The organism is Speluncibacter jeojiensis (genome assembly GCF_029589495.1).
Lineage (GTDB): Bacteria > Actinomycetota > Actinomycetes > Mycobacteriales > Mycobacteriaceae > Speluncibacter > Speluncibacter jeojiensis.
The window spans coordinates 376,081-389,396 of record NZ_JAAIVF010000001.1; the positions used below are offsets into that span (position 1 = coordinate 376,081).

The 13,316-nt window shown below is 69.6% G+C and carries 10 protein-coding genes; 8 read left to right on the forward strand and 2 right to left on the reverse strand.

Annotated elements, in window-relative coordinates; translation table 11 throughout:
• The first annotated feature begins 113 nt into the window (after nucleotides 1–113).
• From G4X40_RS01820 to G4X40_RS01855, 8 genes are all read left to right on the forward strand, one after another.
• Nucleotides 114–830: a helix-turn-helix transcriptional regulator gene (locus tag G4X40_RS01820; RefSeq protein WP_277829760.1), complete on the forward strand. Its 717-nt coding sequence runs from the start codon at nucleotides 114–116 to the stop codon at nucleotides 828–830.
• Nucleotides 823–1,974 carry a hypothetical protein gene (locus tag G4X40_RS01825; RefSeq protein ID WP_277829762.1) on the forward strand — a complete coding sequence of 384 codons (1,152 nt, stop codon included), beginning with the start codon at nucleotides 823–825 and terminating at the stop codon, nucleotides 1,972–1,974. Before G4X40_RS01820 ends, G4X40_RS01825 begins: the two co-directional genes overlap by 8 nt.
• The gene (locus G4X40_RS01830) at nucleotides 1,971–4,136 is read left to right on the forward strand and encodes a copper oxidase (protein ID WP_277829764.1); all 2,166 of its coding nucleotides are present in this window, start codon (nucleotides 1,971–1,973) and stop codon (nucleotides 4,134–4,136) included. The genes G4X40_RS01825 and G4X40_RS01830 overlap by 4 nt, the downstream gene beginning before the upstream one ends.
• Before the next feature lie 68 nt (nucleotides 4,137–4,204).
• Nucleotides 4,205–4,765, forward strand: coding sequence for a hypothetical protein (locus tag G4X40_RS01835; RefSeq protein ID WP_277829765.1), 561 nt, complete (start codon nucleotides 4,205–4,207; stop codon nucleotides 4,763–4,765).
• A gap of 17 nt (nucleotides 4,766–4,782) precedes the next feature.
• Nucleotides 4,783–6,525 (forward strand): aa3-type cytochrome oxidase subunit I, encoded by a 1,743-nt coding sequence (gene ctaD / locus G4X40_RS01840; protein WP_277829767.1) that lies wholly within the window; start codon nucleotides 4,783–4,785, stop codon nucleotides 6,523–6,525.
• A gap of 222 nt (nucleotides 6,526–6,747) precedes the next feature.
• The gene (ctaD, locus tag G4X40_RS01845) at nucleotides 6,748–8,520 is read left to right on the forward strand and encodes an aa3-type cytochrome oxidase subunit I (protein WP_277829768.1); all 1,773 of its coding nucleotides are present in this window, start codon (nucleotides 6,748–6,750) and stop codon (nucleotides 8,518–8,520) included.
• Between the two features lie 87 nt (nucleotides 8,521–8,607).
• Nucleotides 8,608–8,937, forward strand: coding sequence for a cupin domain-containing protein (locus G4X40_RS01850; RefSeq protein WP_277829769.1), 330 nt, complete (start codon nucleotides 8,608–8,610; stop codon nucleotides 8,935–8,937).
• A 1-nt stretch (nucleotide 8,938) separates the two neighbouring features.
• Nucleotides 8,939–9,994, forward strand: coding sequence for a tellurite resistance/C4-dicarboxylate transporter family protein (locus tag G4X40_RS01855; protein WP_277829770.1), 1,056 nt, complete (start codon nucleotides 8,939–8,941; stop codon nucleotides 9,992–9,994).
• A 38-nt stretch (nucleotides 9,995–10,032) separates the two neighbouring features.
• Here G4X40_RS01855 and G4X40_RS01860 read toward each other — a convergent pair whose 3' ends face one another.
• Nucleotides 10,033–12,876 carry an FAD-binding and (Fe-S)-binding domain-containing protein gene (locus tag G4X40_RS01860; protein ID WP_277829772.1) on the reverse strand — a complete coding sequence of 948 codons (2,844 nt, stop codon included), beginning with the start codon at nucleotides 12,874–12,876 and terminating at the stop codon, nucleotides 10,033–10,035.
• A 121-nt stretch (nucleotides 12,877–12,997) separates the two neighbouring features.
• Nucleotides 12,998–13,216: an MbtH family protein gene (locus tag G4X40_RS01865; RefSeq protein WP_277829773.1), complete on the reverse strand. Its 219-nt coding sequence runs from the start codon at nucleotides 13,214–13,216 to the stop codon at nucleotides 12,998–13,000.
• Nucleotides 13,217–13,316: the final 100 nt, after the last annotated feature.

Consider the following 13,316-nt stretch of genomic DNA (forward strand, 5'->3'; position numbering starts at 1 on the left):
TCTCGAACGATGCCGTCCGGGGTGGCCGGCGACGCCGGCACTGGGATCCTCGCCCCGGAATGTCTGAGGCGGCCGGGTGGCCCCTCCGGCGCCAATTTACTACAGTTATTTCCGTGGTAAATAGACCGAGTGAACCCGGCCCTCGTCCCGCGCTGCCGCCGCAGGACCGGCCGCACCTGTCCGGGCAGCGGGCGCAGGTGCTCGACCACCTGCGCCGCAAGGATGTGCCGGTCCTCGTCGCGGACCTCGCCGCCGAGCTCGGCGTGCACACCAACACCGCCCGCGAGCACCTCGAGGCGCTGGTCCAGCTCGACGTCGTCAGCAAGACCCGCGCACCGAGCTCCGGCCGGGGCCGCCCCGCCTGGCTGTACCGCGCCACCGATCGCGCCGAACCCGATGTGCGAGTGCGGGACTACGCCGGACTGGCCACTGCGCTGGCCGGCCACATCCAGCGCACCAGCAGCCACCCCGCCGACGACGCCCTGGCCGCCGGACGCGAGTGGGGCCGTGAACTCGCCGTCGCGCTACCGGCCGTTCCCGGCGCGACCGACCCCGCCGCCGCACCGAACGCCGCGGTGATGGAACTGCTGCGCGGTCTCGGCTTCGCGCCCGAGCCCGACGCCGCGTGCACGACCGCCGCGCTGCGACGCTGCCCGCTGCTCGACGCGGCCGAGCGCTACCCGGACGTGGTGTGCAAGGTGCACCTCGGGATCGTGCGCGGCGCACTGGAAGTGTTCGGCGGCACCGCCGATCGCACCGACCTGATCCCCTTCGCCGAGCCGGGCGCCTGCCGACTGGTGCTGAGCGCGGCGGATCCGGGCCATGGATGATGCGCGGCGGCGCTCCGGCCTGCCCCGCCTGCTGCTGCTGATCCCGGGCGGGTTCGCCCTGCTCGCCGGGCTCGACGCCGCGCTGCTCCTGCTCGGCGTCTCCTCCCCCGTGACCGGCGCCTCGCTGGCCCGGGCCCACGGCATCCTGATGACGCTCGGCTTCGTCGGCACGGTGGTCGCGCTCGAACGCGCCGTGGCGCTCGGCCGCGCCTGGGGATACCTCGCACCGGCCTCCCTGGGCATCGGCGCCGTCTCGCTGGTCACCCCCACGTCCCGCGAGGTCGGGGCGGCACTGCTGCTCGCCGGCACCGTCGCGCTCGCCGCGCTGTACGTGCCGTTGTGGCGGCGCAATCACGCCGCCGCGGTACTCATCCAGGCCATCGGGGCGATACTCGGGGTGGGGGCGGCAACATTGTGGGCGGCCGACGTACCGGTGCCCTCGCTGCTGCCGTGGCTGGTGTGTTTCCTGGTCCTGACAATCTCCGGCGAGCGGCTCGAACTGGCCCGGATCGCCCTGGGCGACCCCCGCGCCGAGCCGCTGGCCGTGCTGATCTCGGTCGCTGTGGCGGCGGCGCTGACGGTGTCGCTGCTGTGGCCCGCAGCCGGCTATCCGCTGCTGGGCGCCGCACTGATCACGCTGGTCGCCTGGCTGTGCAACTACGATGTCGCACGAAAGACGTTGCACTCCAAGGGGCTTCCACGGTTCAGCGCCGCCTGCCTGCTGGCCGGCTACGGCTGGCTCGCGGTCACCGCGTGCTGGTGGCTGTTCGCCGGGTCCACCCGTGCCGGCGCGTCGTACGACGCGGTAGTGCACTCGGTGTTCCTCGGCTTCGTGATGTCGATGATCATGGCGCACGCGCCGATCATCTTCCCGGCGGTGCTGCGGCGACCGCTCCCCTACAGTGCGGTCATGTACGGGCCGGCCGTACTGCTGCAGTTGTCGTTGCTGGTGCGCATCGGGATCGGTGACAGCCTCGACGTGGCCGCCGCCGTGCAGATCGCTGGTGTGCTGAACGTCGTCTCGGTGCTCGCGTTCGTCGCGGTGGCCGTGTGGTCGGCGACGAAGACTCCTGCAGCGCAATCACACAGCCGGCCACACCGATCCCGCCGGCCGACCGCGGCGGGCCGGAACGAGGCCGCATGAGGCCCTGGCATCTGCGCACCGGGTCGATCGTGTTCGCGTGGCTGCTGGCCCTGTTCGCGGTCGCCGTCGCGGGACGGTCGGCACCGGACTCGTACTGGCTGCTCGTGCACCTGCTCGCGCTCGGCGCCGGAAGCAACGCCATCCTGATCTGGAGTTGGTACTTCACCGAGTCGGTGCTGCGGTTGCCGCACCAGGCCGACCGGCGCAGCCAGGCGGCCCGGCTGGCGCTGTTCAACTCCGGCGCCGCCGCGGTGGTCGTGGGCTACAGCCTCGGCCACACATCCGCGTCCTCGTGGTGGCCCGTGGTATTGGGCGGTGGGCTGGCCTCGGGGACCGCGATCGTCTGGCATGCGGTCGCGCTGTTACACCGATTTCGCACGTCGCTGCCGTCACGCTTCGGCCCGATGGTGCGGTACTACATCGCCTCCGGGTGCTGCCTGCCCATCGGCATCGGGCTCGGCATCGCGATGGCCGCGGGCGCGCTGCCCGGGACCTGGCACGCCCGGTTCCTCGTCGCCCACGCGGCGGTCAACGTGCTGGGCTGGATCGGACTGGCCGTGCTGGGCACGTTGGTGACGCTGTGGCCGACAATGCTGCGCACCCGCATGGCCGACGGCGTCGAGAAGGCCGCGGCCCGTGGCCTGTTCGTGCTGCCCGCGGGTGTCGCGGTCATCGCCGGCGGCGCGCTCGGCGGCCTGCGCCCGCTCGCCGGCGCGGGGGTGCTGCTGTACCTGGCGGCGGTCGTGCTGGTGCTGCGCCCGCACGTCGACGAGGCCCGGCGCAAGCCGCCGGTCTCGTTCCCGACGCTGTCCGCACTGTCCGGCGTCGCATGGCTGATCGGCACCCTGATCGCGCTGGCGGTGTCGCTGTTCGCCGGCCCCGACTGGCACACGGCCGGGGAACGGCTGCGCACGTTGGCGATTCCCTTCGCGGTGGGGTTCCTCGGCCAGGTGCTCTTCGGGGCGCTGTCCTACCTGCTTCCCGTGGTGCTGGGCCGCCGCCCGTCCGCGACGCAGGCGGCGACCGCGATGCTCGATCGCGCGGGCGGCGCGCGGGTCGTCGCGACCAATGCCGCACTGCTGCTGTGCGTGCTGCCGGTACCCGACGCCGTCCGATGGACCTGCGGCGCAGTCGTTGTCGTGTCGATGTCCGCCCTCGTACCGCTCACGATCGCCGCGGTCGTGGCGACCCACCGCGCCGAGGACGTGCCGGTCGACCGCACCCGGGCTCCTACGCGGGTCCGCCCGCCCGAGATCGGCGCCGGGCAGCGCGCGGGCCGCGCCTCGATCGGCCTGGTCGCGGTCGTACTGGCCGTCGTGGCCGGGGTCGCCTGGGATCCGGCCGCGGCCCACTCCGGGGCCGCGCCGCCCGGGACCACCGCGGGCCACGACACCGCAGCACAGGACAGGGCGGCACAGGACAATCCGCGCCCGCGCGTCGACATGAGCCCACGCGATCCCGCGCTGCCGCCGGTGGGCCCGGCAAGCGTCCACACGGTCGACATCGCGCACGGCAGCCCTGCCCCGGTGCTGCACGGACGGCCAGGCGACACCTTCGTCGTCACCGTGAAGGGAGCCCACAGTGGGGCGTGCCGATTCGGCGGACTCGCCACGGACTCGGTCCGCACCGAACCGGATGCCACGATCTATCGACTGACCGCGCTCGGCGGCGGCGCCGGACTGTACCGCTGCCGCAACGGCGCCGAGGGCCCCGACGACTTCGGCGGTACCGACGAGACGGGCGCGATCGTCGTGAACCCGCCTGGACTGGCCCCGGTCGCGGGCGAATACCTGCTGGTCGAATCCACCTCGTCCGCACGCGGGTCCGCCGCGTTCAACAGCGTCCCGAACCAGTACGACAGGCAAACAATCGATGTGAACACCCGTGATCGCGTGCGTATCTGGGTCGTCGATGCCGGGCCCGACGCAGCCCTCTCGTTCCACGTCGTCGGCGGCCAGTTCGACACCGTGTTCGCCGGCGGCCGCTACCTGCTGCGACCGGACAACCCCGAGCACGGCGGTAGCCAGGTGCTCGCACTCGCACCCGGACAGGGTGGCTTCGTCGAGCTCGCCTTCCCCGAACCCGGGACCTACCAGTTCCTCGATCACGTGATGGTCAACGGCGATCGCGGCGCGCACGGGACGATCCGGGTCCGCAACTGAGCACCGGGGACGAACCGGCACCTCAGGGGGTCTGGTGTCCCACTTCACTATTTATTACAGTGGGAGCCGTGAATAATTGCGGTGTCGGTACGGATCGCATCGACGAGAGCGAAACCACCAGCGAGAGATCGGCGGTCGACCACACCCGGCCGACCGCCGCACCCGTGCCACCGCAGTTGTCCACGCGACGACCAGGCGCCCTGCCGTTCGAAGTGGCGGGCGCGGCGGCGATCGTGATCGGCGGGATCCTCGCCGCCGCCACCGCCCACAACCCGACCGAGCACGGCACCTGGTCCGTCGCCTACCTCGTCCTGGTCGCCGGCGCCTGCCAGTTCGCGATCGGCCTCGGCTACGCGACGCTGTCGCAGCAACCGCAATCGCCGCGACGGGCACTCGGCCTCGCCGCCGTGTTCAACGCCGCCAACGTGGCGGTGATCGTCGGCACGGTGACCGGCCAGACCTGGCTGCTCGGGATCGGCGCGGTAGCACTGACACTGACGCTGCTGGTGATGCTCGTCGGCATCCGCGGCGCCGAACCCGGACCAATGCCGCGCCTGTACCGGCTCCTGATCGTCCTTCTCGCGGTGAGTATTCCGATCGGATTGGTGCTTCAGACGGTGAGGAAGTGAGTTGAGGTGAGCAGACGATGACCACCACCGAGGCACGCCCGGTCCTGACCAGGCCCCATCCAGCCGTGCGGGGGCTGCGCGGATCGTTCGTCTACAAGCTCATCACCACCACCGACCCGAAGACCATCGGGTTGATGTACCTCTTCACCACGTTCTCGTTCTTCCTCGTCGGCGGGCTGATGGCCCTGCTGATGCGCGCCGAACTGGCGCGGCCGGGCCAGCAGTTCCTGTCCAACGAGCAGTACAACCAGCTGTTCACCATGCACGGCACGATCATGCTGCTGTTGTTCGCGACGCCCGTCGTGTTCGCGTTCGCGAACTACATCCTGCCGCTGCAGATCGGCGCGCCCGACGTCGCCTTCCCCAGGCTCAACGCCCTGGCCTACTGGCTGTACCTGTTCGGCGGGCTGACCGTGGTCGGCGGCTTCATCACCCCCGGCGGCGCCGCGGACTTCGGCTGGTTCGCCTACACCCCGCTGTCCGACTCGTTGCACTCGCCGGGATCGGGCGCCGACCTGTGGATCCTGGGGCTGGCCGTCTCCGGCCTCGGCACCATCCTCGGCGCGGTGAACATGGTGACGACAGTGATCTGCCTGCGCTGCCCCGGCATGACCATGTTCCGCATGCCGATCTTCACCTGGAACATCTTCGTCACCAGCGTGCTGATCCTGCTGGTGTTCCCGGTGCTGACCGCCGCGCTCGCCGCCCTGGAGATCGACCGCCGATTCGGCGCGCACATCTACGACCCGTCGAACGGCGGCGTCATCTTGTATCAGCACCTGTTCTGGTTCTTCGGCCATCCCGAGGTGTACATCGTGGCGCTGCCGTTCTTCGGCATCGTCTCCGAAGTGTTCCCGGTGTTCTCGCGCAAGCCCTGTTTCGGCTACACCGGGCTCATCTACGCCACCGTCTCGATCGGGGCGCTGTCGATGGCCGTGTGGGCGCACCACATGTTCGCCACCGGAGCGGTGCTGCTCCCCTTCTTCAGCGCGATGAGCTATCTGATCGCGATACCGACCGGCATCAAGTTCTTCAACTGGATAGGCACCATGTGGAAGGGTCATCTGACCTTCGAGACACCGATGCTGTTCGCGGTCGGATTCGTGGTCACCTTCCTGTTCGGCGGGCTCACGGGCGTGCTGCTGGCGAGTCCGCCGCTCGATTTCCACCTGACCGACACCTACTTCGTGGTCGCCCACTTCCACTACGTGCTGTTCGGCACCATCGTGTTCGCCACCTATTCGGGCGTCTACTTCTGGTTCCCGAAGATGACCGGGCGCATGCTCGACGAGAAGCTCGGCAAGTGGCACTTCTGGACCACGTTCATCGGCTTCCACGGGACCTTCCTGGTCCAGCACTGGCTGGGCAACGAGGGCATGCCCCGGCGCTACGTCGACTACCTGCCCACGGACGGATTCACCACGCTCAACACAGTTTCGACGATCTTCGCGTTCGTCCTCGGCGCCTCCATGTTGCCGTTCGTGTGGAACGTCTTCCGTAGTTACCGATACGGCGAGGTCGTCACCGTGGACGACCCCTGGGGCTACGGCAATTCACTCGAATGGGCGACCAGCTGCCCGCCGCCGCGGCACAACTTCACCGAACTGCCACGCATCCGCTCCGAGCGTCCGGCGTTCGAGCTGCACTACCCGTACATGATCGAGCGGATGCGCGACGAGGCCCACGCCGGCCCCGGACACGGCCGCAAGCCCAACGAGCTGATCGAGGAAGACCGGCACGCACCGGCTACCCACGAGTAATCCGGGCAATTGCAGGGATTGGTCCGCCGACCGCGGGGTTCGGCGGACCAATCCTGTCGGACTGACTGTGCGCGTCGACGATTCCGGTTAGCGTTGAACCAGCCGGTCCAGCCGGGGTCCTTCGACGCGCTCGCCGACGAGCGAATCGACGAACCGGACCGCAGCGCCACAAGTCCAGATCGTTGTGATTCGCCCGGGACATTCCGGGGTTGGGAGATGGCAATGACCGCGACCGTACCTCGACCGACACTCGCGCGCCCCTACCCGCCCACACACGGCCTCAAGGGCGGCTACATCTACAAGTGGGTCACGACGACCGACCCGAAGGTCCTGGGCATGATGTACATGTTCACGGCCTTCTCGTTCTTCCTGGTCGGCGGGTTGATGGCGCTGCTGATGCGCGCCGAGTTGGCCCGCCCCGGACAGCAGTTCCTGTCCAACGAGCAGTTCAACCAGCTGTTCACCATGCACGGCACGATCATGCTGCTGCTCTACGCGACGCCCATCGTGTTCGGATTCGCGAACTACATCCTGCCGCTGCAGATCGGCGCGCCGGATGTCGCGTTCCCCCGGCTGAATGCCCTCGCCTACTGGCTGTTCCTGTTCGGCGGACTGACTGTCCTCGGCGGGTTCATCACCCCCGGCGGCGCCGCCGACTTCGGCTGGACCGCCTACACCCCGCTCTCGGATGCGCTTCACTCGCCGGGTTCCGGCGCCGACCTGTGGATTCTCGGCCTGGCCGTCGGCGGCCTGGGCACCATTCTCGGCGCGGTCAACATGGTCACCACCGTAATCTGCCTGCGCGCGCCTGGGATGACGATGTTCCGGATGCCGATCTTCACCTGGAACATCTTCGTCACGTCGATCCTTGTCTTGCTGGCCTTCCCCATCCTCACCGCGGCGCTGATGGGACTGGAGATAGACCGCAGATTCGACGCCCACATCTTCGACCCGTCCAACGGCGGCGTCATGCTCTATCAACACCTGTTCTGGTTCTTCGGTCACCCCGAGGTCTACATCGTGGCGCTGCCGTTCTTCGGCATCGTCTCGGAGATCTTCCCGGTGTTCTCGCGAAAGCCCTGCTTCGGTTATACGGGCCTCATCTATGCGACGATCTCCATCGCCGCGTTGTCGGTCGCGGTGTGGGCGCACCACATGTTCGCCACCGGCGCCGTCCTGCTCCCCTTCTTCAGCGCGATGACCTTCCTCATCGCGGTGCCGACCGGCGTGAAATTCTTCAACTGGATAGGCACCATGTGGAAGGGCCATCTGACATTCGAGACACCGATGCTTTTCTCGGTCGGATTCGTGATCACCTTCCTGTTCGGCGGCCTTACCGGTGTGCTGCTGGCCAGCCCGCCGCTGGACTGGCACGTATCCGACTCGTACTTCGTGGTGGCGCACTTCCACTACGTGCTGTTCGGCACGATCGTGTTCGCCACCTACGCCGGCATCTACTTCTGGTTCCCGAAGATGACCGGACGCATGCTCGACGAGAAACTCGGCAAGTGGCACTTCTGGACCACCTTCCTGGGCTTCCACGGCACGTTCCTGGTGCAGCACTGGCTGGGCAACGAGGGCATGCCGCGGCGCTACGTCGACTACCTGCCCACGGACGGATTCACCACGCTCAACACAGTTTCGACGATCTTCGCGTTCGTGCTCGGCGCCTCGACGCTGCCATTCGTGTGGAACGTCTTCCGCAGCTACCGCTACGGCGAGGTCGTCACCGTGGACGACCCGTGGGGCTACGGCAACTCCCTGGAGTGGGCCACCAGCTGCCCGCCGCCGCGGCACAACTTCACCGAACTGCCCCGCATCCGTTCGGAGCGTCCGGCGTTCGAGCTCCACTACCCGTACATGGTCGAGCGGATGCGCGACGAGGCGCACATCGGACCCGGCCACGGCCGCAAGCCCAACGAGCTGATCGAGGAAGACCGGCACGCGCCGAAGTACTCCCCGGCCGAGTCCGACGAGCACGACGCGCAGTACTAGAAGCGGCAATCGTCCTACGACCCTTCGTCGTAGGACGATTGCCACATTCGCTGGTCTTGCCGGCACACCGGGTGAAAGGCTGTGTCCATGAACAAGATCTCGCTCGATGCGCTCACTCGTGAACTGCGCGGCCGGGCCGAGGGGAACTCCCGCGGACTGGCGTCCCGCACGGTCATCGGCGGACACGAGAAGGCGCTGCGCCAGACCCTGATCACGCTCGACGCCGCGAGTTCGCTCGGCGAGCACGACAGCCCCGGCGAAGCGACGGTGCTGGTGCTCTCCGGCCGGATCGTGTTGCGCGCGGGCGAGGATTCCTGGGAAGGCCGCACCGGCGACCTGCTGGTGGTGCCGCCGGCGCGGCACAGCGTCGAGGCGCTGGAGGACTCCTCCTTTCTGCTCACCGTCGTGAAGGTCTGAGGTGGGGCCGTCCGCGGGAACGATCCGCGAGGCGGTCTCCACCCTCAACCCCGGCTACTTCGCGCTGGTGATGGCGAGCGGGATCATCTCGATCGCCATGCACACCAAGGGCCACACGGCACTGTCGTGGGCGCTCTTCGCCGTCGCGGCGGCCGCCTGGGTGGTGCTGGTGGTGCTGACCGCGTGGCGCATCCTCCGCTACCGGGATCTGTTCATCGCCGACTTCCGCGACCCCCGTCGCGGCTTCGGCTTCTTCACCTTCGTCGCGGCGACCTGCGTGCTGGGCACCCGCTGCACGCTCGAGGGCTGGCGTCCGGTCGCCATCGTCGCCCTGATCATCGGATCGATCAGCTGGTTCGCGCTCGGCTACATCGTGCCGTGGACCGCGGTGCTGAACCCGTCGATCCGCCCGACCCTGCCCGGCGCCAACGGAACCTGGTTCGTGTGGGTGGTCGCCAGCCAGTCCGTGGCGGTGCTGGCCGCGGCGCTGCAGCCAGGCGAGGGGCTCGGGCGCCGCGAGCTCGCGCTGCTTGCCGTCTTCTCCTGGGCCGTCGGATCGTTCCTCTACCCCACCGCCGCGGTGCTGGTCGCCGCCCGGTTGATGCTCTACCGGCTACGCCCGGCCGACCTGATCCCCGCGTACTGGGTGTCGATGGGCGCGACCGCGATCACGGTGCTGGCCGGTGCCCGCATCGTGCAGATGGCCGACGCCCCGATGGTCAATGCGACCCGCGGCCTGATCGCCGGCGCGTCGGTGATGTTCTGGGCCTTCGGCACCTGGCTGATCCCGGTGCTGATCGCGGCCGGCTGGTGGCGCCACGTCGTCCACAAGCTGCCGCTGAGGTACGACGCGACACTGTGGAGCATCATCTTCCCGCTCGGCATGTACGGCGTCGCCGGGCATTATCTCGGCGAGGCCGACCACCTGCCGATCGTGCGCCGCATCGGCGAGATCGGGTCGTGGGTGGCGTTCGCCGCGTGGCTGCTCGTGTTCGTGGCGATGCTCCGGCACCTGCTGCTCACCCTGGTACGGCCGGCGCTAGCACGGGCCCGCTGACCCGGAGCACTGCCTGCCCGGATCGCGGCCCGACCGGATCAGAGCCGCTCGGCGAGCACCTGCGCCAGGTGCCGAGCCCGGCGATCGGTGCCGCCGGCCACCTGGGTGCGGCAGCTGAACCCGTCGGCGATCACCAGCGCATCGTCGGGCAGTGCCCGCACGGCGGGCAGCAGATTCTGCTCGCCCACGGCGATCGACACCTCGTAATGCCCCTGCTCGAAGCCGAAGTTCCCGGCCAGGCCGCAGCACCCCGGCGCAATCTCCACCCGGTCGATCCCGGCGAGCCGCTCGAGCCGCCGGTCGGCGTCGTCGCCGCTCTCCGACAGCTGGTGGCAGTGCGTCTGGACGACGGCGGCGGCGTCGACCCGCGGCGGCTCCCAGCCGGGCGTGTGGTCGGCCAGCAATTCCGCGAAGGTGAAGGTGGTGTCGGCCAGGCACCGGGTCCGGTCGTCGCCGGGCAGCAGTCGGGACAGGTCGTGGCGCAACGCCTCGGTGCAGCTGGGTTCGAGCCCGACTATCGGTGTGCCGGCCGCCAAGTGCGGCGCCAGCACCCGCAGGCTGTGTCGAGCGACCCGTTTGGCCAGGCCGAGCTGTCCGGTGGTGATCGCGGTGAGCCCGCAACACACCCGACCGCGCGGTCGCAGCACACGGTATCCGGCCGCGCGCAGGACCGCGGCGGCGTCGACAGCGATGTCGGGGTCCAGGTAGGTCGTGAACGTGTCCGGCCACAGCAGCACGTCCCCGCGCGGCGTCGGACCGCTGCTCTCGCGCGTGCGCAGCGGTGCGCGCCCGGCCCGAGACGCCAGCACCGGCAGGTCGCGGCGCGCATCGACACCGGCCGCCCGCTTCGCGATCCGCGCCGGGAGTTCCCGCGCCGCAAGCGCGTTCACCATGCCCGGCGCGACGCCGGCGACCCGCAACCACAGTGGCAGCCAGCCCAGCGCGTAATGCGAGCGCGGTCGCAGCCGGCCCCGGTAGTGGTGTGCGAGGAACTCGGACTTGTAGGTGGCCATGTCGACGTCGACGGGGCAGTCGCTCTTGCACGCCTTGCAGCTCAGACACAGGTCCAGGGCGCCGAGCACCTCGGTGGAGCGCCAGCCGTCCTCGATCACCTCGCCGCGCAGCATCTCGAACAGCATCCGCGCCCGGCCGCGGGTGGAGTGCAACTCGTCGCGGGTGACCTGGTAGCTCGGGCACATCGCGGTGCCGTGCTCGACCCGGCACTTGCCGACGCCGACGCAGCGGCTCACCGCTCCCGCGAACGTCTCTCCGGGATAGTCGAACTCGGTCGGCGCCGTCGGGTCGGGCAGGTCGAGCCAGCGCACGTCCGCCTCCACCGGAACGGGGTCGACCATGATCCCCGGGTTGAGCATGTTCGCCGGGTCCCAGATCGCCTTGAATCGCCCGAACAGCTCGATCATCCGCGGCGAGTACACCCGGCCGAGCAGCGCGGAACGGGCGCGGCCGTCGCCGTGTTCGCCGGACGGGCAGCCGCCGTACGCGACGACGAGATCGGTTGCGTCCTCGAGGAACGCGCGGTAGCGGGAAGTCCCCGGCTGCGAGGTGAGTGGCGCGTCGATCCGGATGTGCACGCAACCCTCACCGAAGTGCCCGTACGGGACCCCATCGAAACCGTACTGCCCCAGCAGTTCCCGTAGTCCGGCAAGATAGCCGGCCAAGCGGTCGGGTGGGACGGCCGAGTCCTCCCAACCCGGGTAGGCGGGGACGCCTCCGGGCCCGCGGGTGGCCAGTCCGGACCCGTCGGCGCGCAATGTCCACAGCGCGCGCCGGGCCCGCGGATCGGTGAACACCTCACAGGGCGCTCCGGGCAGGTCGGCCGCGATCCGCCTCGCGCGGTCCACGGCCTCGGCGACGGAGCCGCCGCCGGTCTCGATGAACAGCCAGGCCGCACCGTCGGGGAGGCGGCCGATCGCCGCGGCGGTGTCGCCGTGCGGGTGCAGTCCGGCGATGAGCGCGCGGCCCATCCCCTCCACGGTCAGCGGCGCGTGGGTGAGGATCTGCGGGACCGCGGCGGCCGCGGCGACGTCGTCAGGGAAGCCGACGACCAGCAGCACCCGCTGCGCGGGCGGTTCGATCAGCTGCAGCGTCGCCGACAGCACCACCGCGCAGGTGCCCTCCGAGCCGACGAGTGCACGGGCGAGGTTCCGGCCGTGCTCGGGGAGCAACTCGTGCAGGCCGTAGCCGCTGACCTGCCGGCCGAAGCGGCCGAGCTCGGTGCGCAGCGGGGCCAGGTTGTCGTCGGCCAAACGTCCGAGTTCCCGATGGATCTCAGCGACGCGCCCGGGCCGGGCGCACACGGCCGACAACTCCTGCGGCGTGGTCGGGCCGACGGTCAGCCGGGTGCCGTCGGCGAGCAGCACGTCCAGCTCGCGCACGTTCTCCGACGTCTTGCCCCAGGCGACCGAGTGCGAGCCGCAGGCGTTGTTGCCGATCATGCCGCCGATCGTCGCGCGCCGCACCGTCGACGGGTCGGGCGCGAAGATCAGCCCGTGCGGAGCCAGCGCGTCGGCCAGATGACCGGCCACCACGCCGGGCTGCACGGTCGTCGTCCGCGCCCGCCGATCGATGTCGAGGACGGCGTTCATGTACCGGGAGGTGTCGAGCACGACACCGGGGCCGATCGAGTTGCCCGCGATGCTGGTGCCGCCGCCGCGCATCGTCACCGGCACGTCGTGGTCGCCGCAGACCGACAGCACGGCGGCGATGTCGGAGTCGTTGCGCGGCAGCACGACCCCCGCTGGCACCTTCCGGTAGTTCGAGGCGTCGGCGCTGTAGAGAGCACGGGATGTGGCGTCGAAGAGAACCTCGCCCTCGACCACCCCGGACAGCTCTCGCGCCACGTGGTCGAACTGCGTGTGCATGGTGGTCTCCGTCCTCGCGTCGGATCCCACGGTAGTCCCCGGCCCGAAACCGGCCGCAGAACGCGACCGGCCCCGAAGCATAGGGAGTGCTTCGGGGCCGGTGACGGGCGTAGGACGTCTCCTACACCGGATCTCCCGCCATGGCGGCGATCAGGCTCTTGGGGCGCATGTCGGTCCAGTTGGTCTCGACGTACTCGACACAGTTCGGACGGGCGGCCGGGCCGTGCACGGTGGTCCAGCCCGCCGGCACGTCGGCGAACACCGGCCACAGCGAGTGCTGGCCCTCGTCGTTGACCAGCACCAGGAACTGGCCGTCCTCGTTGTCGAAGGGGTTGCTCATCGGTTGTCCTCTTTCGTCAGTGTATCTGTCCGCTGTCTGCAGAAGCTATCTCGCACTGCAGTATCCGTCTTGTCCTGCAAGGTGATTCGCGCAGTCCCAT